The sequence below is a fragment of the Sphingobacterium cellulitidis genome (genome assembly GCF_043187465.1).
In the GTDB taxonomy this organism is placed as follows: Bacteria; Bacteroidota; Bacteroidia; order Sphingobacteriales; family Sphingobacteriaceae; genus Sphingobacterium; species Sphingobacterium cellulitidis.
Genome location: NZ_CP171136.1, coordinates 3,547,265 through 3,570,906, shown reverse-complemented (window position 1 = coordinate 3,570,906; position 23,642 = coordinate 3,547,265). Strand labels below are relative to the sequence as shown.

The 23,642-nt window shown below is 37.1% G+C and carries 20 protein-coding genes and 1 tRNA gene; 10 read left to right on the top strand and 11 right to left on the bottom strand.

Annotated features, from left to right (window positions below; genetic code table 11):
* The first annotated feature begins 25 nt into the window (after window positions 1-25).
* Window positions 26-1,729, top strand: coding sequence for an amino acid permease (locus ACF3OC_RS15655; RefSeq protein WP_094257782.1), 1,704 nt, complete (start codon window positions 26-28; stop codon window positions 1,727-1,729).
* A 33-nt stretch (window positions 1,730-1,762) separates the two neighbouring features.
* Here the strand turns inward: ACF3OC_RS15655 and ACF3OC_RS15650 are convergent, their stop codons facing one another.
* The gene (locus tag ACF3OC_RS15650) at window positions 1,763-3,703 is read right to left on the bottom strand and encodes a KUP/HAK/KT family potassium transporter (RefSeq protein WP_392469776.1); all 1,941 of its coding nucleotides are present in this window, start codon (window positions 3,701-3,703) and stop codon (window positions 1,763-1,765) included.
* 206 nt (window positions 3,704-3,909) lie between these two features.
* On the opposite strand from ACF3OC_RS15650, the gene ACF3OC_RS15645 reads away from it, so the two are divergent.
* The gene (locus ACF3OC_RS15645; RefSeq protein WP_094257780.1) at window positions 3,910-4,353 is read left to right on the top strand and encodes a T9SS type A sorting domain-containing protein; all 444 of its coding nucleotides are present in this window, start codon (window positions 3,910-3,912) and stop codon (window positions 4,351-4,353) included.
* A 154-nt stretch (window positions 4,354-4,507) separates the two neighbouring features.
* Here ACF3OC_RS15645 and ACF3OC_RS15640 read toward each other — a convergent pair whose 3' ends face one another.
* On the bottom strand, window positions 4,508-5,797 hold the full coding sequence (locus ACF3OC_RS15640) for a citrate synthase (protein ID WP_094257779.1): 1,290 nt from the start codon (window positions 5,795-5,797) through the stop codon (window positions 4,508-4,510).
* Between the two features lie 314 nt (window positions 5,798-6,111).
* Here ACF3OC_RS15640 and ACF3OC_RS15635 point away from each other — a divergent pair, with 314 nt between their 5' ends.
* On the top strand, window positions 6,112-6,474 hold the full coding sequence (locus ACF3OC_RS15635) for a BlaI/MecI/CopY family transcriptional regulator (RefSeq protein WP_094257778.1): 363 nt from the start codon (window positions 6,112-6,114) through the stop codon (window positions 6,472-6,474).
* A 4-nt stretch (window positions 6,475-6,478) separates the two neighbouring features.
* Entirely contained in the window at window positions 6,479-8,455 is a 1,977-nt protein-coding gene (locus ACF3OC_RS15630; RefSeq protein ID WP_392469773.1) for a M56 family metallopeptidase, read from the top strand.
* A gap of 91 nt (window positions 8,456-8,546) precedes the next feature.
* On the opposite strand, the gene ACF3OC_RS15625 is transcribed toward ACF3OC_RS15630, so the two are convergent.
* The 3 genes from ACF3OC_RS15625 to pth form a co-directional block, all read right to left on the bottom strand.
* Window positions 8,547-9,332 carry a prohibitin family protein gene (locus ACF3OC_RS15625; RefSeq protein WP_094280953.1) on the bottom strand — a complete coding sequence of 262 codons (786 nt, stop codon included), beginning with the start codon at window positions 9,330-9,332 and terminating at the stop codon, window positions 8,547-8,549.
* Between the two features lie 18 nt (window positions 9,333-9,350).
* Window positions 9,351-9,533 (bottom strand): hypothetical protein, encoded by a 183-nt coding sequence (locus ACF3OC_RS15620; RefSeq protein ID WP_094257775.1) that lies wholly within the window; start codon window positions 9,531-9,533, stop codon window positions 9,351-9,353.
* A 71-nt stretch (window positions 9,534-9,604) separates the two neighbouring features.
* The gene (gene pth, locus ACF3OC_RS15615; RefSeq protein WP_094257774.1) at window positions 9,605-10,168 is read right to left on the bottom strand and encodes an aminoacyl-tRNA hydrolase; all 564 of its coding nucleotides are present in this window, start codon (window positions 10,166-10,168) and stop codon (window positions 9,605-9,607) included.
* 241 nt (window positions 10,169-10,409) lie between these two features.
* Between pth and ric the strand changes: the two genes are divergently transcribed.
* Window positions 10,410-11,132, top strand: coding sequence for an iron-sulfur cluster repair di-iron protein (gene ric, locus ACF3OC_RS15610; protein WP_392469770.1), 723 nt, complete (start codon window positions 10,410-10,412; stop codon window positions 11,130-11,132).
* Window positions 11,133-11,187: 55 nt separating this feature from the next.
* Here the strand turns inward: ric and ACF3OC_RS15605 are convergent, their stop codons facing one another.
* From ACF3OC_RS15605 to ACF3OC_RS15580, 6 genes are all read right to left on the bottom strand, one after another.
* Window positions 11,188-11,784 (bottom strand): 50S ribosomal protein L25/general stress protein Ctc, encoded by a 597-nt coding sequence (locus tag ACF3OC_RS15605; protein WP_094257772.1) that lies wholly within the window; start codon window positions 11,782-11,784, stop codon window positions 11,188-11,190.
* Window positions 11,785-11,956: 172 nt separating this feature from the next.
* Window positions 11,957-12,913 (bottom strand): ribose-phosphate pyrophosphokinase, encoded by a 957-nt coding sequence (locus ACF3OC_RS15600; protein WP_094257771.1) that lies wholly within the window; start codon window positions 12,911-12,913, stop codon window positions 11,957-11,959.
* Between the two features lie 201 nt (window positions 12,914-13,114).
* Window positions 13,115-13,747 carry a response regulator transcription factor gene (locus tag ACF3OC_RS15595; RefSeq protein WP_094257770.1) on the bottom strand — a complete coding sequence of 211 codons (633 nt, stop codon included), beginning with the start codon at window positions 13,745-13,747 and terminating at the stop codon, window positions 13,115-13,117.
* Between the two features lie 474 nt (window positions 13,748-14,221).
* On the bottom strand, window positions 14,222-15,205 hold the full coding sequence (locus ACF3OC_RS15590) for a transposase (protein WP_233449869.1): 984 nt from the start codon (window positions 15,203-15,205) through the stop codon (window positions 14,222-14,224).
* Window positions 15,198-15,551: a transposase gene (locus tag ACF3OC_RS15585; protein ID WP_094258934.1), complete on the bottom strand. Its 354-nt coding sequence runs from the start codon at window positions 15,549-15,551 to the stop codon at window positions 15,198-15,200. The genes ACF3OC_RS15590 and ACF3OC_RS15585 overlap by 8 nt, the downstream gene beginning before the upstream one ends.
* 128 nt (window positions 15,552-15,679) lie before the next feature.
* A tRNA-Gln gene (locus tag ACF3OC_RS15580) sits at window positions 15,680-15,750 on the bottom strand.
* Between the two features lie 264 nt (window positions 15,751-16,014).
* Here ACF3OC_RS15580 and ACF3OC_RS15575 point away from each other — a divergent pair.
* The 5 genes from ACF3OC_RS15575 to ACF3OC_RS15555 all read left to right on the top strand — a co-directional run bounded on the left by ACF3OC_RS15575 (window position 16,015) and on the right by ACF3OC_RS15555 (window position 23,286).
* The gene (locus tag ACF3OC_RS15575) at window positions 16,015-19,038 is read left to right on the top strand and encodes a protein O-mannosyl-transferase family (protein ID WP_392469767.1); all 3,024 of its coding nucleotides are present in this window, start codon (window positions 16,015-16,017) and stop codon (window positions 19,036-19,038) included.
* Between the two features lie 212 nt (window positions 19,039-19,250).
* Window positions 19,251-20,225 carry an Ig domain-containing protein gene (locus ACF3OC_RS15570; protein WP_392469765.1) on the top strand — a complete coding sequence of 325 codons (975 nt, stop codon included), beginning with the start codon at window positions 19,251-19,253 and terminating at the stop codon, window positions 20,223-20,225.
* A 216-nt stretch (window positions 20,226-20,441) separates the two neighbouring features.
* Window positions 20,442-21,467, top strand: coding sequence for a hypothetical protein (locus ACF3OC_RS15565; RefSeq protein ID WP_392469762.1), 1,026 nt, complete (start codon window positions 20,442-20,444; stop codon window positions 21,465-21,467).
* Window positions 21,468-21,784: 317 nt separating this feature from the next.
* On the top strand, window positions 21,785-22,330 hold the full coding sequence (pyrR, locus tag ACF3OC_RS15560; protein WP_094257767.1) for a bifunctional pyr operon transcriptional regulator/uracil phosphoribosyltransferase PyrR: 546 nt from the start codon (window positions 21,785-21,787) through the stop codon (window positions 22,328-22,330).
* Window positions 22,331-22,350: 20 nt separating this feature from the next.
* The gene (locus tag ACF3OC_RS15555) at window positions 22,351-23,286 is read left to right on the top strand and encodes an aspartate carbamoyltransferase catalytic subunit (protein WP_094282337.1); all 936 of its coding nucleotides are present in this window, start codon (window positions 22,351-22,353) and stop codon (window positions 23,284-23,286) included.
* Window positions 23,287-23,642 lie beyond the last annotated feature (356 nt).

Below are 23,642 nucleotides of genomic sequence, written 5' to 3'. Positions count from 1 at the left end.
TACTTGTCCAATAAATTAACTTAATATGGCTAACAGACTTTTCAGAAAGAAAAGCGTAGATCAAATACTTTCAGACGCAGAACATGGTGGTTCTGGATTAGCAAAAATTTTAGGAGTTCGGGATTTGGTATCCCTAGGGATTGCGGCCATTGTAGGTGCCGGTATTTTTAGTACCATTGGTCTGGCGAGTTATAATGGAGGACCTGCTGTGTCCTTATTGTTCGTATTCGTGGCCTTTGCCTGTGTTTTTACAGCGCTTTCGTATGCTCAATTTGCGAGTACCGTTCCAGTGTCAGGAAGTGCATATACGTATGCGTATGTAGCATTTGGGGAACTCTTTGCCTGGATTATAGGCTGGGCTTTGGTTCTTGAATATGCAGTTTCCAATATGGTTGTGGCCATTTCCTGGTCACAATATTTTGTTTCCATGCTTGAAGGTTTTGGAATCCATCTCCCCAAATGGATGACCATGGCTCCAGGCTATGCCTTGGATGCCCATCAAAAGTTCCTGGAGGTAGGGATTGAAAACATGGAGAAAATAGATAAGGTTGCCCTGCAAGCTTATGATACGGCTCCAAGAATTTTAGATATTCCAATTATTCTGGATATTCCGGCAGGATTAATCACGTTTCTAGTGACCTGGTTGGTGTATATCGGGATTAAGGAATCTCGGAAAGCCAGTAATATCATGGTGTTGATCAAGATCGGTATCATCCTAGCGGTAATATTAGGAGGTATCTTTTTTGTTAAGCCTGAAAACTGGGTTCCATTTGCACCAAATGGTATGGGCGGAGTGATGAGTGGGGTAGCGGCGGTGTTCTTTGCCTTTATTGGTTTTGATTCCATCTCAACCACTGCAGAGGAATGTAAGAACCCTCAAAGGGACCTTCCAAAGGCGATGATTTATTGTTTATTAATCTGTGCGGTGCTTTATGTAGCCATTACTTTAGTGCTTACCGGAATGGTAAATTATAAAGAATTGAATGTAAAGGATCCATTGGCCTATGTTTTTGAATATGTTGGATTTGACCATATGGCAGGAATTATCTCCGTTACATCGGTAATTGCGATTACGAGTGCCTTATTGGTATTTCAGTTGGCTCAACCAAGAATCTGGATGACGATGAGTCGCGATGGTTTATTGTGGAAGAAATTTGCAACCATACACCCAAAATATAAAACTCCATCATTCGCGACGATTGTAACAGGTATTGTTGTTGCAATTCCAGCCTTGTTTTTCAAAATGGATTTCTTTGTGGATTTAACATCCGTAGGGACTTTCTTTGCTTTTATTTTGGTGTGTTGCGGCGTATTGTATATGGATCATTCAGGCTTATCCAAACGTTCTAAATTCAAAGTTCCTTATATCAATGGTAAATACCTGGTAGGAATTGGATTGATCATAGGAATTATCTTAGCCCTTAAATTCAGTGGAGAATCCATTTCAGATTGGATGAGCATGGGATCAACAGCGATCTTATTGCATAAATCCTTGGTGATTGTGTTTTGGTTAGTTTGGATTGTGTTAAGTGTATTGAGCTTTAAATATAATTTTTCATTACTTCCAGTAACCGGGATATTGATTAACCTGTATTTGATGTCAGAACTAGGGGCCAGTAACTGGATTATCTTTATTCTGTGGTTAGTCGCAGGATTGGTGATTTATTTTGGCTATGGTTATCGAAATTCGAAATTGCGGAACTTAGATGCTAAAGAAGAAATTAAATAACGAAAAGAGGCTGCATTTGCAGCCTCTTTTTTGTTATAGTCTTGTTAGTTTAACCTCTTCGGTATTCGGTATTGTTAGTGGTACTCGTTCCAATGTTACGAAACTACTATCCAGGCCAAAGCCTTTTTCTTCAGAAAGGCTAAACTTCTTAAGGATCTTATAGATTTCCAGAATAATCTTTTCATTCCACTTCAAGAAGTGAGTTTTTGAGATTACTTTTTCTAGGACTACAAAGTTGAAGTCACCTGGGATATTGTATTTTTTCAGGGTGTCGTAGTTGCTGGTAATATCGATTTCACCTTTGTTGACCATGTCTTCAACCACCTTACGGAAGAGTAAGCTGATCTTTTGTTCTTCACGGAATCCTAAGTGGAAATCAATACGAATCAATTTACCCGGGATAAGCTGAGTTACCTTGTATTCTCGTGTATGCGGGTTATCCATGACATCAACGTGGACTAACCAGTACACATCGGCCCGTTTGGGCTTTTTGTTGATGATGGAGTAGGTAATCTTTGCTTCCACCTCGGTCAAGTTATTGGCGCTGGTTAAATACACCAAATGTGAGGAGAATTGAGGGACCGTTTTATCTTCACTCAGTTCAGATAGGATAGGGTAGTAGTCCTTGATATGAACAAATTTGACGAACCTATTCTTGATTTTACGAGCACCAAACCAACTGTACATGACGATGAACAAGGTTAAGGCAAGAAGTAGGGTCAACCAACCGCCATGCGCTATTTTACTGATATTTCCGACTAAGAATGCAATTTCAATAATAGTATAAACGACAGCGAATAAGCCGACCAATATCGGGTTGATTCGTTTCCGAATCATAAAGACCGTCATTAAGATGGTGGTCATGATAAAGGTCAGGTTGATCGCCAGTCCATAGGCTGCTTCCATATTGCTGGATTCTCTAAAGATTAGAATAATCAACATACAGCCCAGATATAGGATCAAGTTTACCGAAGGGACATAGATTTGTCCTTTATGGTCACTTGGATAACGAATGGCAACCTTTGGCCAGATATTCAATCGTACAGCTTCAGCGATCAGCGTAAATGATCCAGAGATCATTGCCTGGCTGGCAATAACGGCTGCGATTGTAGCTATGGTTACCCCCCAGATAATAAACCAATCTGGCATGATGGCGTAGAAAGGGTTTATTTCACCCATTTGGGTTCCAACATGTTCCAATAACCAAGCGCCTTGGCCAAAATAGTTGAAAATCAACATGAGTTTCACATAAATCCAGCTAATGCGGATATTGGATTTTCCACAGTGTCCCATGTCAGAATATAAGGCTTCAGCCCCCGTTGTACATAGAAATATGGCACCGATAATAAACCAGGCATTAGGGTAAGTTGCCAAGAGTTCGTAGGCGTAATAAGGGTTTAATGCTTTCCAGATTTCAGGAGAGTGATCCAGATAGGAAAATCCTAATACCCCAATGGTGGTGAACCAGATAAACATCAAAGGACCGAATACACGGCCTACAATATTGGTTCCGAATCGTTGGATTACAAAGAGCAATGAAATAATCAATACCACAACAGGGATTGTTGGGAATCCAGGCATTTTGATGGCCAAACCTTCCACGGCAGATGAAATTGTAATCGCCGGGGTGATCATACCATCGGCCAATAGGGTACTACCCCCAATAATTGCGGGGATAATCAGCCACTTGGCTCTTTTGCGGACTAAGGAATAAAGGGATAAAATACCACCTTCACCTTTGTTGTCTGCGTTTAAGGTAATGATTACATACTTAACCGTAGTTTGCAGGGTTAGGGTCCAGAAAATACAAGAAAGACCACCATAGATCATGATTTCTTGGATTTCACCTTTGTTAAAAATTGCTTTGAAAACGTAGAGGGGAGATGTACCGATATCACCGAAAATGATACCTAGACTGATTAATAAACCTGTCCAGCTTAGGCGCTGCAGGTTTTGCTTATGGTCTCCTGACATATAATTATTTATATTAGATATATTGTCTTAATTTGGTGCGAAATTACAACTTTTAAAGCGACAACGTATTTTCTTGTTAAAAATTGTTAAAGGCTTTAAAAAATCCCCAGAAAAATCTCAAAATTAATTACTTTTGTATTAGGAATTATCGAATAAATGTTTACATTTGATTAAACCATAGCCTTATTCGAATATCTAACTGAAACATGAAATTAGAATTTAGAAAAATATCACACCTTGCTATCTGCTCACTATGCCTTTTAATAGGGATGGGAGGCATCGCACAGGCTTCTAATTCGAATGTTTCTCTATCTTCACACAACAGTTCCGTATCTGAAATTTCTGCTTTTGATAAATTAAAATTGAAAGAAGAAGACAACGATAAACTGATCAACAACGTGAAAGTTTTCTACAATCCTATCTCAGAACAAATTTCTGTAAATTTCAAACTTGCGAAAGGAAGTAATATTACGATTAAGGTAATGGATGCCTTAGGGAATGAGGTTTTGAGTTTACACAATGGAAATTTAGACTCCGGCATGCAAAACTTGAGTTTTGATACGCAACAGAAATTATCACAAGGATTTTATTTTGTTAGAGTGTCTGGTGGTTCTGATACCATTGTAAAACGTATTTCGATCAAACAATAATTAGATTTATATAAGAATATTTTAGGCTCCCCATAAAGGAGCCTTTTTTATTTGTACAGTTTCCATGGGAGGGTTTAATAGAAATAAAGAGTAACGAAATAAAAAAAGTCCCGACTAGTTTACTAATCGGGACTTTTCAATTATTTGGAATAACTTATTTTCTATTTGAAATTTCTACATATGGACGAAGTGTTTCGCCGATGTATACTTGTCTAGGACGGCCAATAGGCTCTTTGTTGTCACGCATTTCTTTCCATTGCGCAATCCATCCTGGTAAACGACCTAAAGCAAACAATACAGTAAACATATCGGAGTTGAAACCTAACGCACGGTAGATAATACCAGAATAGAAGTCAACGTTTGGATATAATTTACGGTCGATGAAGTACTGATCGTTAAGTGCAGCTTCTTCCAGGCGTTTAGCGATATCCAATACTGGGTCTTGAACACCTAATTTTTCCAAGACATCGTCACATGCTTTTTTAATGATTTTAGCACGAGGGTCGAAGTTTTTGTAAACACGGTGACCAAATCCCATTAAACGGAAAGGATCGTTTTTATCTTTAGCTTTAGCAAGGTATTTATCAGCATCACCACCATCTTCTTTGATCGCTTCAAGCATTTCAATCACTGCTTGGTTAGCACCACCGTGCAATGGACCCCAAAGGGCATTGATACCAGCAGAGATAGAAGCATACATGTTTGCATTAGAAGAACCTACCATTCTTACCGTTGAAGTGGAACAGTTTTGTTCGTGGTCAGCATGTAAAATTAATAATTTATGCATCGCATCAATTACCAATGGATCGAAGGTTTTATCCTGGTTAACTTCACCAAAGATCATGTTCAAGAAGTTCTCGATATAACCGTAGTTATTTTTAGGATATACTACTGGATGACCTAATGATTTCTTTTGAATCCAGGATACAATCGTTGGCATTTTCGCCAATAAATTGATGATGGTTTTATTTTCTTCCTCTTCAGTTTGATTTGGGTTTAAGGATTCTGGATAGAAAGATGACAAAGCACCTACTAAACAAGACAACTGGCCCATTGGATGCGACTTGGAAGGAAAACCTGCGAAGAAGTTTTTCATATCCTCGTGGATCATCATTTGCGCTCTGATATCGGAACGGAATTTTTCTAATACGTCTTTTGTAGGTAGTTCTCCGTAAATTAATAGATAAGCTACTTCAAGGAAAGTTGATTTTTCTGCTAAATCTTCAATCGCATATCCTCTATATTGAAGGATACCTTTTTCACCATCTAAGAATGTGATGGCACTTTTTGTAGAACCTGTGTTTTTGAATCCTGGATCTAGGGTAATGTATCCAGTTGAATCTCTTAATTTTGAAATATCTAGGGCCTTCTCGTTCTCAGTTCCTGTTATAACAGGCATCTCAAATGTAGACCCATTTAAGTTAATAGATGCAGTTTCAGACATAATCAAATTTCTTGTATTATTTGTGTTTTATACTTTTATCGTATTCTTACAAATGTATAAAATTGATTTCTATTTTCAGATGTATAATATGAATAATTATGACACAAAATAGTCATTTTAAGACAATTTAAGTGTATTAATTAGATTACTTGTCGATTCGAGTCAAATCTTTGTTCTCCATTACCTAATAATCATATTTGGGATATAATTATCTTTTAAAGTCTTCATATTCAGTAGTCCAAATTGATAAAATATGTTAAAATGTTTTTTGTATCTACGAATGATTCGTAATTTAGTGATAAATACGTAGACCAATGGAAAAACTAACGATACAAGAAGAGGAAGCAATGTTGTCAATTTGGCAATTGGATGGTGGTTTTATTCGTGAAATATTGGATAACCTAAAGGATAAAGAAATGCCTTATACGACCTTGGCTTCAACCATTCGGAATTTGGAGAAGAAGGGTTATGTAAAGGCTGTTAAATATGCCAATGCTAAGCGGTATGAGCCAATCTTGAAGGAAGAGGAATATAAGGCGACTTTTATGAACTCTTTTGTTGGGGATTACTTCAAAAACTCATACAAGGAAATGGTTTCTTTTTTTGTTAAAGAAGAGAAGTTAAGTCAGAAGGAGTTAGAAGAAATCATGGATATGATTAAGCATAATAAATCCTAACGTTATGGAAAGCCTACTGACCTATATCATCCAGGTAAATTTATTACTAGCATTATTGTATCTAGGATACCAGTTATTGCTTAAGAATTTGACCTTTTATAGGTTGAATAGGATCTATTTAATGTTAGGTACCTTATATGCTTTTGTTTATCCTTTTTTGGATATTAATTCCTGGTTTGCAAAGAAGATTGAGTTGCCCCAAGGCATTATTATGGAGTATTTTCCGATGGTGTTTGAGCCGAAGGAGGAGGTCTTCAGTTTAAGTGATTTAATGGTGTATTTGACTGGGATAGGGGTAATAGTCCTATTTGTGAAACTAGCGATTCAGTTGGGGAGTTTGATTCGGATTCATTGGTACTCCAGGCCTTCTCAATGGCGTGAGTATTTCTTTAGGAATGTGGTGTTTCCGATTACGCCATTTTCATTTTTCAATAAAATTTATGTGCACAAAGAACAGCACCAAGATTTGGAGCTACAAGATATTTTCAAGCATGAATATGTACATGTGAAAGGCCATCACAGTATCGATGTTTTATTGTTTGAAATAGTATTGGTTTGTTGTTGGTATAATCCCTTCGTATGGTATATGCGCAAAGCCGTACGTGAAAATCTAGAATTCTTGACTGATCAACAAGTTCTAGATAAGGGTGTGGACCGACAAAGTTATCAATACTCGTTGCTGCATGTGACCAAGCAAGGAGCTTCGGTTGGTATCAGCAATCAGTTTAATTTTAAAACTTTAAAAAAGCGCATTATGATGATGAACAAAAAACGGTCATCCAAATTGGAACTTGGGAAATATGTTTTCCTATTACCGATCCTGATCATTGCTGGGATAACCTTTACGGTGAACCAAGCAGAAGCAAAAATTGAAACTGTGGTAATCAAACTTCAGGAAACAGATCTTAAACAAAAAATTAAAAAGGCGATCAGCATAGAGCTTCAAAATGATACGACCAAGAGAGATTCGGGGCAGGAAATCAATACCAAGGAGTATTTCGATATGGTAAGTCCTGGAGTGTCCGGAGATGGAAGTAAAAGGCCAGGGAAATCAGTCTCCATGGTAAATGTGGTTCCATTGGATACCAATAAAAATCCTCTGTACGTTTTGGATGGAGAGAAATTACCTAAGAATTTCAAGAGAGGAATTATTAACCCCGAATTTATCGAATCCATGGAAGTACTGAAAGGTGAATCAGCGACTGCACTTTATGGAGAAGATGGAAAAAACGGCGTTATCCTCATCACAACCAAGAAAGAAGCGGCAACGAAAGGTTTTCTAGGTCATAATTTAAGGGGAAAGGTGAGTGGGATAGTTACTAGAAAAAGAATCAGCTCAGATTCATTAGCAAATAAAACATTTTCAAGAATGTCATTGAAGGAATTTCCTGAAGGCACCAAGTTTTTTATTAATGGTAAGGAGTCTGTTCTTGAGAGATTTAATGAGATAAATCCTAATGATCTGGAGAGCATAGAGATTATAAAGGATGCAAACGGTATTAAGAAACCAAGCGTTAAAATAATCACGAAAGAATTTGCCAAGGAGAATGGTAATGAGCCAGTAGTCGTTGCGGGAAAACCAGTCAGTGGAGCTGCAAGGATAACCTTAAAAGGAGAGCCTGCCTCTGAGCCAGCTCGAATAATCTTAAAAGGAGAGCCTGCTCGAATAACAGTCGCTGGTCAAGCTAATACGGATGAAGGTCAAACAGACCAGGCCCAGAAAGCGACAAGAGTTCCTCCGATGAGGTCACAGTATAGAACGTGGTCTATTTCAGATTCTACTAAAAAACTGTTGACAAGTCAAAACATTCAAAAAGCTTACTTTCTAATCAATGGAAAAAAATCAAGCTATAAAGATGTGAAAAAGTTGGATTTCAAAAAGATCAAATTTCTACAGCACTTACCTCCTTCAGATACATTGAAATCAGAGTATGGAAAGAAAGGGGCTCAACATGGAGTTCTTATTGTTAAAACTCAATAAATAAACAGGACAAAAATCTTTATTAAATATTATTTATTTACTAAATCAATTCAGGCAAGAAAGGCAACCCGAGGGCTGCCTTTTTATTTTTTTATTTCAATTCCTTAAAGATGACTGGACTATTCCCATAAAGAGGAGTTGATCCATCCCATTTCTCAATGAATTGTTGTTGAATAATCAATGGGGACAAGGTTTGCTGTCTCAATTGGTTTGCTTTGGATTCAGCCTCCGCCTGCACGATCATCTTTCTGGCATCAGCTTCTACCACCTTCAATTCGTTTTCAGCTTGCTGAGCCTTCTGAATCGCTGCATTTTTAGCATTGATCGCTTGGGTGATTGACTCTGGGTACTGAATTCCGGAGGTCAATTGTTCAAGGACGAATCCTTCACCTTCCAGAAATTTAACCATCTTATCCTGAACACCATTTTCAAATTTCTCGCGATTACTGATGATGGAGTCTGTAGAATATTTATTGAATTCGATCCGGTATACATCTTTGATATGGTTAACCAGGGTCATGTTCAAAATTTCATCTACAGGTCTACGGTACTTAGTAAAGATTTTAGGTGTACTTCCTGTTGAAACCCGAAGAGATAGGGTAGGGTCTACTGTAAAAACTGAACCATCCTTTGCATTTACTGTGAAGTTATCATAATTGACCGTTTGGACATAAGTTGGGAATTCATAGATCGATTCGGTAATGGGGTTATACCATACCCTACCAGTTACCAGGCTAACATCCTGAACTCCTTTTTCAGATCCATAAAGTTTTACTTTGATACCTTCATAGCCGGCGTCGATTCTTTCAGTACAAATGAGCCAAACTAGTAAAGCAATAAATAGGGTAGCTCCTAAAGCAATTAGATTTCTTTTCATACATTAATATTGGTTGGTTTATTTTTTTAAGATATAAATAATGAATTTATAGAGGATGGCAATCAGAAGAAGTGCCAAACATACGCCCACAAATACATCCCAGTCAGAAGCTGCACTCAATAAATGGAATGCTTGAGTCGATCCCCAGATAAAGAAGATCAAAATGATTGGAATGGTAATAAATGGTCGTATTCTATCCATGTATTTATAGCAAGTTATTTGCGATAATATACAAAATATTAAGGAAATATTAAATAGAAAACGTATTAGAATTACTTTGTATTCAAGTTTGTCATCGTTAGTTCAATTCCAATGTTGATGAAACTATTTACCATTTTGACAGAGTGCTCGATTAAAGCAGGTAATTCTCTTTGTTCCTCTTTATCAAATGGACCTAATACATAGTCTACTTGTCTACCTTTGGGGTAGTTGTCGCCAATCCCAAAGCGTAAGCGGGCATAATGTTGTCCACCAACAGAGCCTTCGATTGATTTTAGGCCATTGTGTCCAGCGGCAGAACCCTTAGGTTTGATGCGTAAGGATCCAAAAGGAATCGCAAGGTCATCCACGATAACCAATACGTTCTGGATTGGAACTTTAAGCTCTTGCATCCAATAGTTAACGGCTTTACCACTTAAGTTCATAAAGGTGGTTGGTTTAATCACAAAAACATTGTGTCCGCGTTGTTTATATTCGGTGTAATAAGCATGCTTTAATGTCGACCAAGTTGTTCCAGCTTGATTTGCCAATTCGTCAGCCACCATAAAACCTATATTATGCCTTGTGTCAGCATATTCTCTTCCGATATTCCCTAAACCTACTATTAGATAATTCATGCTTGCAAAAGTAAGGTTTATCTATGATATGTTAAATAGAAGAACCATGTTCTTATCAGCTCTCAGTGAAGTTCAAATGAGAAAATATAACGGTTATCATTTTTATAAATAGGGAGGATTATTTTTTATTAAATATAAAAGCGACAAATTTGTCTTAAATAAAAAATTAGTGTAAATTTACTCACAGATTAACCTGGGACAAGTTCTTAAGGTTACTGTAAAAAAAGAAATTGCAGAAATCATGGAAAATTTAAAAGAAGAAAAAATAGGAGATATAGTTGCCAAGAACTTTAAGGCAGCGGCCATATTTTCCAAGTATGGTTTAGATTTTTGTTGTGGGGGTCAGATATCCGTTGAGGAGGCGGCAAAAAAGAAGGGATTGCAATCGGACAAATTAATTGCCGAGTTGGAAGAGGTATTGGAACAGAAATCAGAGAATGATGTTGATTTTAATTCATGGCCGTCGGATCTATTAGCGTCCTATATTGTGAAGACCCACCATCGTTACGTTCGGGAGAAAGTTCCGGTATTACAAACGTATTTAGATAAGATTTGCAGGGTTCATGGCGAGAGACATCCTGAATTATTTGAGATCAATAAACTATTTGTTGAGAGTAGTTCAGATTTGTTTCATCACCTAGAAAAAGAGGAAAAGATTCTATTTCCATTTATTGAGAAATTAGAAGAGGCTCAAAATTCAAAGGGAGATTACAATCAACCTGGTTTTGGGTCTGTTCAGAATCCGATCAGTATGATGATTCATGAACATGAGCAAGAAGGGGATAGATTTGCAAAGATTTCAGATTTAAGTGATCAGTACACTGCACCTATAGATGCGTGCAGTACCTATCAGGTAGCTTTTGAGATGCTCAGGGAGTTTGAGCAAGATTTACACAAGCATATTCATTTAGAGAATAATATTCTTTTTCCAAAGTCTATTCAGTTAGAGGCAAGTTTAGGGTAAATAAGAAAGGCATCGAGTGATCGATGCCTTTAATTTTTTATACTATTGCTAGTACTTATTTTTTACCACCTTTAGCAGCTTTAGCAGCTTCTTGCTCAGCTTGACGAAGAGCACGTGACATTGTTACTGAAACGATAGTATCGTCAGCATTGTTTAATACTTTAGCATCAGTTAAAGAAACTTGACCAACGCGGAAAGATTTACCTACTTCTAGGCCTTCCATAGGAACCTCGATTTCTTGAGGTAAGTTGTTAGGAAGAGCTTTAACGCGAAGGCTACGTAATTTTTGAACTAATTTACCCCCCATTTTAACACCTGGAGAAGTACCAACTAATTTGATTGGAATGTTTACAGAAACTTCTTTGTCATCAAATAATTGTAAGAAGTCAACGTGAGTAACTTCGTCAGTTAATGGATGGAATTGAGCTTCTTGAACGATAGCTTTAGATTTTTTGCCACCGATTTCCAATTCTACGAAGATAACTTCTGGAGTGTAAAGAACTGGCTTCAAATCAGCTGCGGATACTGAGAAATGTGTTTGTTCTTTACCACCGTAAAGAACTGCAGGGATATTTCCCTCGTAACGCAACTCCTTAGCATCTCTTTTCCCTACGTTCTGTCTTGCAGAACCGCTAATAGCAATTGATTTCATGTTTTAAATATTAAAATTTGAGGTGCAAAGATAATGAATAAATTGAATTGATGAAAGATTTTTTGTTAGTAAAGGGAAAATAAATCTCTGTTACTTAGGGAGTAAGCGGAGTGCAAAAAGAAAGGATACCCTGAAAGAGTATCCTTATCTAATATTATTAATGAATAATGGTTTATTTCACGTCGAATAAATCCGAGATAGAACCATGTTCATTTACGTTCTTAATAGCATTTGCAAAAAGATCTGCAGTTGATAAAACTTTGATTTTTGAGCATTGAGCTGCTTTCTCAGGGTTTAACTGAATAGTATCTGTTACGATCATTTCTGTTAATACTGAGTTTTGAATAGTTTCATATGCTTTTCCAGACAATACAGCATGAGTACAAACTGCGCGTACAGATCTAGCACCATTTTCCATGATAAGCGCTGCTGCTTTAGAAAGAGTACCAGCAGTATCACAGATATCATCGATCAACACTACGTCTTGACCTTTCACATCCCCAATGATAGACATGGATTCGATTTCGTTAGCACGTTTTCTGCGTTTATCACAGATAACAACTTCAGCATTGAAGAATTTAGCGAACGTACGAGCGCGGTATGAACCACCCATATCCGGAGAAGCGATCATTAGATTTTCTAATTTCAACGATTTGATATAAGGGACGAAGATAATCGCACCATCCAAGTGATCTACTGGGATATCAAAAAATCCTTGAATCTGAGCAGCATGCAGGTCCATCGTCATGATACGGTGAGCACCAGCTGCAGTAATTAAATTAGCAATCATTTTTGCTCCGATAGCCACACGCGGTTTGTCTTTACGATCTTGACGTGCATAACCGAAATAAGGAACAACAACCGTGATGTAATGCGCAGAAGCACGCTTTGCAGCATCAATCATCAACAATAATTCTAAAAGATTGTCTGTAGGTTGGTTAGTAGATTGAATTAAGAAAATATCACTTCCACGAACAGATTCGTTGTAGAAAGGTTGAATTTCGCCGTCTGAAAACTTTGACAATGTCATGTCTCCAAGAGGTTTTCCGTATGATTTAGAAATCTTGTCTGCTAATTCTAAAGTTCCTGAACCAGCAAATAATTTTACGGTGTTAAATTGCAAAGGCATGGTGAAATGATTTATTGGGGTTTTTTATTATGAAATTTCGTTTTTTGCAGCATTGTTGAGCTTATTTTAAGCCTGTTAACTTAATGTAGCCGCAAAGTTAGATAAATGTTTCAGATTATAAAATATGAATACTCATGTATGTTGTATTTCCAGTACGATAATAATGCTGTCTTTATATCATAAAAGTCCCAAAATGATGGCTTAAATCATTTTATTTTCAATCAGAAGAACCAATAATTCGCTGCTATTTTTAACATTGAATTTTTGTAATAAATTCTTCCGATAGGTATCCACTGTAAATTTACTTAGGGATAATTCCTCTGCAATTATATGTGTTGTTTTTCCTTGTGCCAATAACTGAATCAATTGTTTCTCTCGTTTGGTTAAGGAAGGGAGTTTTTGTTTCTGATTGCATTGGTTGGCTAGAATATTTTTCACTTCCTCACTCAATGCTGTTTCTCCAGCCATTACCTGATCTAATCCGCGGATAATTTCGTTTGCTGGAACTTCTTTTAATAGAAATCCTGAGGCGCCATTTTCGAGCATAATGGATATCACACTAAACTCAGCTTGATTGCTCAGGCCGACAACCTTGGTTCTTGGATTTTCCGTGGTAATGATCTTGCATACCTCCAAGCCATTGATATCTGGTAGAGAAATATCCAATAAGACTATATCGATATGGTTGTCATGGATATAGGAAAGCACAGATTTCCCATTGGAAAAACATATCAAATCATATTGTTTGTTCCATTTCGATAATACCGATTTTAATCCCTCAATCACAATAGGGTGGTCATCAACTAACGCAAGAATTTTCCTTCCTTCTGACATGTAATGTTATGTTATTCGTTGTTTCTTCGACTTCTATTATGTCAAATAATAGAAAGCTTGCATTAATTCAATTCAATCTTTTGAATCCTGCTCTAAATCCACTATGTCAAAACCATTCTATATTACTGTATCAACCCATACTTAAAACTTAAGTTTTTGCTGAGGCCAGATAAATAAACAGAAAGTAAGAAGAAAGCTTATTTCTTAAATATACTACCTGTAAAGGGTATTTATTTGACTATTTAATAAAATTTAAATACATCCAGATGTTGACCTCGACTGAGTAACACGTTGGAGGTTTTTGAATAGGGTCAGGCAGAGCTTCATTTTTATAGTATTACTTCAAATATCTTTAAATATATAGCAGGAAAAAATACCTATAAATAGGAGGGTATTGAAGTTTTTAGGAAAGCATCAGATTAATCTGGTTTTGGAGAAGATGGATCATACCGAAAGTTTGGGGGGTTAAGATTTTTAAGCATACAATTTCATCACTCTGTACAGGAAGAATGTTGTGTCCCTAACGCCACGGAAGACGCTCCTGAAAGCTTTGAGTTTTGCATTGAATGATTCTGCCGATGCATTAGTACTTCTGTTGTCGAAGTAATGGAGAATGTATTGATGATGAGCTGCAATTGATCTTGCTACGCTCTCAAAGGAAGCAATGCCCGCATTCTCAACCTGATTATGCCACAGGCCTAGTTTGGTAAATGCGACCTTTTTGTCCCGGCATTTGTTGAAGATGTCTCCTAAGGCAATTCCAAGATCATAAGCCTGTTTTAGCTTAGGAAACCGCATGAACAGCAATTCAGCCCGGTTTTTTTGGCTTTCTGACCATCGGCTGGGATGCTTGAACAAAAGGTATCTGGATCTAGCCAACAGCTGTTTGAGCGTATCACCATTAGGCAATAATTCCGGTTCATATGGGATTCCTCGCTTTCGCGACTCCATTATCTTCTTGCTTTCTGCATCCAACACCTCCCAACGATATTTGATACGGAGTTCCTGTACGGCATCATAGGCTAACTTTTGGACATGGAACCGATCGACCACACGTCTAGCGTTCCTGAAACATCTACGGATAGCCTTGGCCATGTTGGGAGCCATATCCATGGTCACCTCCTTTACCTTATTCCTTGATCGCAAGGGTATTCGCTCAAGAACAGCTATGATATCCTCAGCCTTTGTGCCTTTAATAGTTGCTAGGATCGTTCCTTTACGCCCTTTTGCCGATTTACTGCTAACAATGGTATATAATTCACCGTTGCTAAAGCTGGTCTCATCGATGCTCAGGTGTTCCGAGATGTTTTCAGGGAACAATGTCCAGCTCTCTGCATGCGGCTTTTGGTCCCAATCATGGAAATCACTGAGGTGATTCTTGTATTGATCCTGTAGTTGCTTGCCGTCCATCTGGAAGAACAGACCTACCAATTGGGCGCTTACAGGATAGCTATCCAAATATCTTCTTTAAAAAAAGCCCGAATTCCGTAGTCATTCGAGCGCCCTCACGCACTAGGTTCCAATCTCTTGTGATGATATCTCCGGTATCCAGTACCGTCCAGCGACGGCGACGGATATGTAGCGTAACTTTCTGGCCTCGAATGGGAAAGTCTGAAATCTCGGTGGAAGGCATAAAACCCTTTGACTCCAACTTGCTGTTCTCATAACCTGTCGGAGCAATATTAAGTTCATCTAAATAAATATGGAGTTGATTGTCGACCTGATCGACTTCTAAGATCTGGAAGTATTCCAAAAGCCCTTCGGGCATCAATAAGGATAGTAATTTACGTTCGGCTTCTTGCAAGGGATATCTGTATTAAAGACGCTAAACTAAGAAATTTCTAACACTCCCCCCAAGAATTCAGCTTGATCCGAGAAGATGGTATAATAAATAAAAAAAGGCTTGAAACAATGTTTCAAGCCTTTTTTCTGTTGCCCAACCTGGATTCGAACCAAGACAAACGGCACCAAAAACCGTCGTACTACCATTATACTATTGGGCAATCCTTTTTGGTTTTGTCATCAGGTTGTTCCCTTTTGACGATGCAAATATACGCCGACTTTTCTATTCTGCAAATAAAAAATCACGTTAATTATTAAATATACTGATTTTCAGAGTAATATTTTTTCAAAGAATCTTTCTTGAAGGAGCAGTCAAGGATGTTTCTCAGTTTTTACTGGCATAAATTCGAAACTATTTGTCTAATTATAATTTGTATTCCTTATTTTCGAAGCATATTTTTTAGAAAAACCTTCTATATTTTAGTATGAACTATAAAAAAATCAATAACCTGTTAGGTTGGTTAGTGGGGATTATTGCTACTATTACCTACATATTGACGCTTGAAAAAACAACAAGCTGGTGGGATACAGGTGAATTTATTGCCTCGGCGTACAAACTTCAAATTGTGCATCAGCCTGGTGCTCCGTTATTCTTAATGATCCAAAATTTATTTTCCAATCTAGCAATGGGTGACAATTCCCGAATTGCTTATTGGATGAACGTGGGTTCGGCAGTTTGTAGTGGATTAACCATTACATTTCTATTCTGGACCATTACAGCACTTTCAAAAAAGGCCTTTACAAGCTTATCAAAATCTGAAAAACTATCAGAAGGTAATTTAATCAAAATCATGGGAGCTGGGGTAGTAGGTGCATTAGCCTATACTTTCTCAGACACTTTTTGGTTCTCAGCAGTAGAATCAGAGGTATATGCCATGTCTTCATTGTGTACTGCAGTGGTATTTTGGGGAATTCTAAAATGGGAAGAACATGCCGATGAGCCGGGTGCTGACCGTTGGTTGATCCTGATTGCCTATGTGATGGGACTTTCAATCGGAGTTCACTTATTGAACTTACTAGTAATCCCAGCAATAGCATTGGTAATTTATTTCAGAAGAACATCTAAAATAACAGGTGCAGGTATTGCAAAAGCATTGATTATCGGGGTAATTGTCCTTGCCATCGTGCTATGGGGAGTGATTCAATACCTGATCAAGTTTGCAGCATTCTCTGATTTATTCTTCGTAAACCAATTGGGCTTAGGCTTTGGAACCGGAGCTACTTTCTTTGCTCTATTGGTTGCAGGCTTATTGATCTTCGGAATTTGGTATTCATGGAAACATGTAAAACCTATCCTTAATATTTCTTTGTTAAGTCTTGCATTTATCATCTTTGGATACAGTTCCTTTACCATGATTTTGGTAAGAGCGAAAGCAAATCCTACCTTGAATAACTCAGATCCAGATAACGTTTTTACCTTCTTGAGCTATCTTAACCGTGAGCAATACGGAGATGAGCCATTGATAAAAGGTAGATATTTTGATGCTAAGCCAACGGATGTATTTGAAACTGGAAATATTTACCGCAAGGATGGAGATAAATATGTTGTAGCGAAAAAGAAATTTGATTATTCATGGAGTCACAGCACTTTATTCCCTCGGATTTATTCTGATAAACATGAATCATACTATCGGGAATTTTTGAACCTTGGGCCAGGTGAGTCACCGACGATGGTTGACAACCTGAAGTTTTTCTTCGGGTATCAAATCGGTCAGATGTATAGCCGGTACTTCATGTGGAACTTTGTTGGCCGTCAAAATGACCAGCAGGGGCAAGGATCCTTTACAGAAGGAAACTGGATTTCCGGAATTAAACCAATCGATAATGTTCGCTTAGGCGGTCAATACGCATTACCAACTTCCGAAAAGGAAAATGCAGGTAGAAATACTTATTTCTTCCTTCCATTGATCTTAGGGATTGTCGGTGCAATATGGCAGTTTAAGAATCAGCAACGTGACGCTTCGGTAGTTACCTTGTTGTTCTTCTTTACGGGTCTAGCTATCGTTTTATACTTGAATCAAACCCCATTACAGCCACGTGAACGGGATTATGCGTATGCAGGATCATTCTATGCTTTCTGTATTTGGGTCGGCATGGGAGTGATTTGGATTGCTGATCTGCTTTCTAAAAAGCTGAATGCTAAAAATGCTGCTATTGGTGCTACTGCGCTTTCCATGCTTTGTGGACCAATTTTGCTAGCGAGCCAGAACTGGGATGATCACGATCGTTCGCAGAAATTCCTTGCTCGTGATATGGCAAAGAATTACCTGGAATCATGTGCTCCAAACGCTATTTTGTTCAGTTATGGAGATAATGATACTTACCCATTATGGTACGTTCAAGAGGTAGAAGGTTTCCGTACGGATGTCCGCGTGGTGAACTTAAGTTTATTGAGTGCGGATTGGTATATGAAACAAATGATGCATAAGGTTAATGATGCTGATGCATTGCCAATTAATATCGACCCAGAGAAAATTAAGGATGGTGTTCGTGATGTTATTTACTTCAGCGACATGAATATCCCTGGACATGTTGATATCGAAGATCTATTGCAAATTATGCTTTCTGATAAACAAGAGTATAAGGTTCAGTTGCAAAGTGGAGAATATGCAAACATTCTTCCTACCAAGAAAATGCAATATAAAGTGAACAAAAACTCTGTGATCTCGAATAAAGTGGTTCCTAAAGAATGGGAAGATGCAATTGTGGATACCATGCAATGGACTTTCAATGGTGGTATCATCAGCCGTGCTGACCTGTCGATAATGGCTATTTTGGCAAATAACGATTGGAAACGTCCTGTCTATTTTACGACCACAACTCCTGAAGATAATATGATCGGACTGGATAAATACTTGGTTTCTGAAGGTTTTGCAATGCGATTGATGCCAGTTGCATTGGCTGCTGAAGGTCAGGTGTCAGGTCCAATTACAGATGTTGAAGGTACTTACAACAATATCATCAATAAATTTACTTGGGGTAATATTGCTCATTCCAAATATTTAGACCCAGATTCATACCGTTATATCAGTATGTATGCTGGTAATATCTTTGGTGAAACTGCGCAAAACTTACTCTCAATGGGTAAAAATGTGGAAGCTAAGAAACTGGTGAATAATGCTTACGAAAACTTACCTAAGCGTACTTACTTAATGTCGGAGGCATTCTCGTATACTTCATTGGTTGATGCAATGTATAAAACTGGTGAAACTGCGAAAGCGAATGAAATTGTTCAACGTAACTTGAAGTTCATTCGTGAGAATATGGAATATTATATGAAAATCGCGGAAACAAAACCAAATTTAGAATTTAGAAATATGCGTTTTGGTTTAGCAGCTATCCAAAATTACCAACAGGTATTAACAGATGCTAAACAACAAGATTTGTTGAAGGAAGTCAATCAAATCTTCGAAACTTATAGACCATTATACGAAGCCGCTAATCAATAAGATTGTTGCTTTTCGAAAAAGGGTTGTCAGAAATGGCAACCCTTTTTTTATGGAGAATATTGTCGGATTGTGGTATTCTTGAATGCGATTATCACCTACAGCAAGGAAGTACTCTTGATTTCAGGGAAGTTTTATTGATTTACGGTAAACCGTAAGCTTAAATATGAATGTATGGCTACTTTTGCGCCCAATCAAACTTAATCATTAATCATATGAAACTTTTAAAATCTACTAGACCGTTAATTTGGTTACTTACATTTGTATTTATTATTTCTGCTTGCTCAAAATCTGAGAGTATTGCTCCTGAACCTGAAAAACCTAAGTATACTAAAATTGAATTAACAAGTACACCGATAGAACTTTTTGTTGGAGAAAGATTTGAATTACAATATTTTTTCTCGCCAGAGATATTACCTCAACCAGAGGTAACCTGGAAAAGTTCGAAACCAGAAGTAATTGAAGTTATTGGTGGTAAGATTTCTACTCTGAAAGCTGGGGAATCAAGTATTTCAGTGCAAATTAATGGAACCAATCTTGTTTCAACTAAAACTATTAAAGTTGTCGAAAGACCGATAGTTGTCAATCAAATTGTCTTGGAAGTTTCAAAAACAAAATTGAATATCGGTGATAAAATATTGATTAACCATAAGTTGCTACCTCAAAATTCTGTGGATATTAATAAACATTTAATTGAATGGTCTAGTTCTGACCCAAGTATTGCAACAGTAGAAAAAGGAAATTTAACAGCAGTTGGAAGAGGGTTTGTTAAAATAACTGCTAAGTTGAAGGACACAGATATCAGTTCAACAGTTCAATTCGAAATTCTTCCTCAAATAAAATTCGCTGAAATCGGAAAAGATATTCTTGCCCCCGATGGGTTAACATTGAGGATTATTTCAGTAGATTATTCAACTTCAATACAAGGGACAAAGTCTGCAACAATCCTCTATTTGATGACAAATAATACTTCAAGTCAAAAAGTAATTGAAGGTGCTTTTAAACTATATAAGAAAAGCGGAAAAGCATTAGACCAATATGGTTTTTTCAATTACCTGTATCCAGGTGAGTCTAGGATGAGAGGTTATACTTTTAAAGAGATTGCAACTGAAGAATTTGATTATTTCGAATATAGACCTTCTGATTTTACAAAACAATATGATAGTTTTTTAAGGTTATTAGTTAAGTAAGGTTTTATTAAACCAATTAGAATAGAGTTGTCAGAAATGGCAACCCTTTTTTTATGGAGAATATTTTCGGATTGTAGTATTCTTGAATATGATTATCACCTACAGCATGGAAGTACTCTTGATTTCAGGGAAGTTTTATTGATTTACGGTAAACCGTAAGCTTAAATATGAATGTATGGCTACTTTTGCGCCCAATCAAACTTAATCATTAATCATATGAAACTATTATTTAATGCAATCTGCATTGCATTGTTGTTGAGTTTTTCAGCATGTGAAAAAGAAGGTGCACAGGGACCTCAAGGAGCTAAAGGAGAACAGGGAAATCCCGGAGCACAAGGAGCACAGGGTATTAAAGGTGAAAACGGAAGTACCATATTAAGTGGAACGACCGATCCTACCAGTGCCATTGGTAAAGATGGAGACTTTTATTTGAATTTAAATACAAAAAAACTATTTGGACCCAGGAAATCTGGCAATTGGGGTACAGCCATAGATCTAAATGGAAAAGATGGACAGAATGGACAGAATGGTACTAATGGGTCAAATGGGGTCAACGGTACTAATGGTAATACTATCTTAAGCGGAAATGGAATTCCAAATTATAATTCTGGGAAAATAGGAGACTTCTATATTGATCTTTCCAAAATGGATTTTTATGGACCATTAACAAGTAATGGTTGGGGATCGCCAATTTCCTTAAAAGGAACTTCGACCTTACAGAAAAGGATTTTAATTAAAGAGCGCTTTGATTATTCTAGAAATTGTAATGAGTGTTCTGATTATTCTACTACATGGATTCCAGGTTATTCTACCTATTCTTCTAGTTCTGCAGATGTTTTTATTAATGTAGGAGATATTCAACAATATTACAGCAATGGGATTGTAACTTATGAAGCAAGGATTAATGGAGGTGAGTGGTTTGTTCTTGATCCCACAAATAAGAAAGAAATTATTAAACAATACCAAGTAGGCAATCGTGAATATTTAATGATGTTTATGCCAGTTACTTTTCAATATTATCCAAAATCTGGTAAGCTATTTATTGGGACGTATAGGACGATTTCTATTCCAGAGACTTATTCGCAAAGTCAATTAATGAGCTATTTGGACGCAGAACTGAAGGTTGATATTCGAATAACTTTACTGCCTAAGGAGTCTATTGAATATTTGTCTAAAAATTATCCGAATCAAAAAATTAATGATTCCTTTGTTTCGAGATATTTTGGTATGAACAATAGATAAAATTATGAGAGTTTAATATAAAGATGGCCGTCTGAAAAGATGGCCATTCTTTTTTTTCTTTAGCTGGCTTATTGACGACTTCCTAATTTAAATAAATAGTTTAGCAGGCAAATTCAATTCGCCACTTCCAAGCGTATTTACATACCGAATAATCTTGGTCCATCCTCTAATCCCTTTAATCCTGATTCAAATTCCCGCAGACATTTTCAATACGCCCTACCCACCTTTTACATATTGCTTTATTATTTCCAATCCAATCTGGCTTTAATTACGAATTTTGGAAAAAATGCCTTATTTTTGCCTAAATAAATCCATAGATGAAACAATCGATATTATTAGATGGACCGAAGTTTCAGATTACGCTCAAGCGATTGTCTCAACAATTAATTGAAAATCACGGAGATTTCTCCAACGCCGTAATCATTGGAATTCAACCCCGCGGAACCTATTTAGCCGAAAGATTAGTACAGGAAATCAAATCAATGACTGGAGTTCAAGTGCCACTAGGTATTTTGGATATCACCTTCTATAGAGATGATTTCAGAATGAAAGGAGCCAGCCCATTAGCGGCCAACAGTACCGTAATCGACTTTATTATTGAAGGTAAAGATGTCATCCTGGTGGATGATGTACTTTGGACTGGAAGAACAATCCGCTCTGCCATGGATGCTATCCAAGCTTTTGGACGTGCCAACAGAATTGAACTTATGGTCTTGGTAGATCGTCGTTTCTCCAGACAAATTCCTATTCAACCTGATTACATAGGAATACAAGTGGATTCTATCGATTCCCAAAAAGTAATTGTGAGCTGGAAAGAGGTCGACGATAATGATAGTATTGTCTTGATCACCGAGAAAAAATAAAAGATTTTATTGATTAACAAATGTCAACATCTGAACAACTTAGTACCCGCCATTTATTAGGTATCAAGGATTTAAATAGCAACGATATCCAATTGATCTTGGATACGGCAGCAAACTTTAAAGAAGTATTGAATCGCCCTATTAAAAAGGTACCCTCATTAAGAGATATTACCATTGCAAATGTGTTCTTCGAAAACTCTACGCGTACGCGTCTTTCCTTTGAGTTGGCTGAAAAACGCTTGTCTGCTGATATCGTGAATTTTGCAGCTTCATCTTCTTCAGTAAGTAAAGGTGAAACCTTAATTGATACAGTCAATAATATCCTTGCCATGAAGGTGGATATGATCGTGATGAGACATCCTTATGCTGGTGCAGGTGTATTCTTAAGTAAACATGTAGATGCACAAATCGTCAATGCTGGCGATGGTGCCCATGAACATCCCACTCAAGCTTTACTGGATTCTTTTTCTATCCGTGAAAGATTAGGAGAAGTTGCTGGTAAAAAGATCGCCATCATTGGTGATATTCTTCACTCCAGAGTTGCATTGTCCAATATTTTATGCTTACAAAAACAAGGAGCAGAGGTAATGGTATGTGGACCAACAACATTGATTCCTAAATACATTACTTCGTTAGGAGTTAGGGTTGAACATGACTTAATGAAAGCATTGAATTGGTGTGATGTTGCCAATATGTTGAGAATACAGTTGGAACGCCAGGATATCGCTTATTTCCCATCATTAAGGGAATATTCCATGTTGTATGGATTGAATAAGCAAATCTTAGATTCTTTGGATAAGGAAATTGTGATTATGCACCCAGGTCCAATCAATCGTGGTGTCGAAATTACTTCTGACGTAGCGGATAGCAACCATTCCATTATTCTGGATCAAGTAGAAAATGGAGTAGCAGTTCGTATGGCTGTGTTGTATCTCCTGGCTGGTAAAAGAGGATAAGTAAATCTCAACCCAATTTATTCATTTTGGGTTGACAATAAATACGAATTGCAAATCAGTAATTCATCAAAAAATTAGAGCTCGAAATCTATGGTTTCGAGCTTTTTTTTATTCAAAAATTATGTTAGCAACTTTATTGAAACATTAGCTATAATGGAACAGACTTTGAGCCTAAAATCATAACTAATGGTTAAGGAAATTAAGTTCAAAAAACAGGACAGAAATATGAAGGATATGACGTGTAGAAATCTGAAAATTTTAGCATTCTTGTCAATGCTCAACAAACCAATACTTAATGTTAAATAACGTTAAAACCACTGGGTTATCCACAGGTGTTAACAACTTTTGAGGAAAAC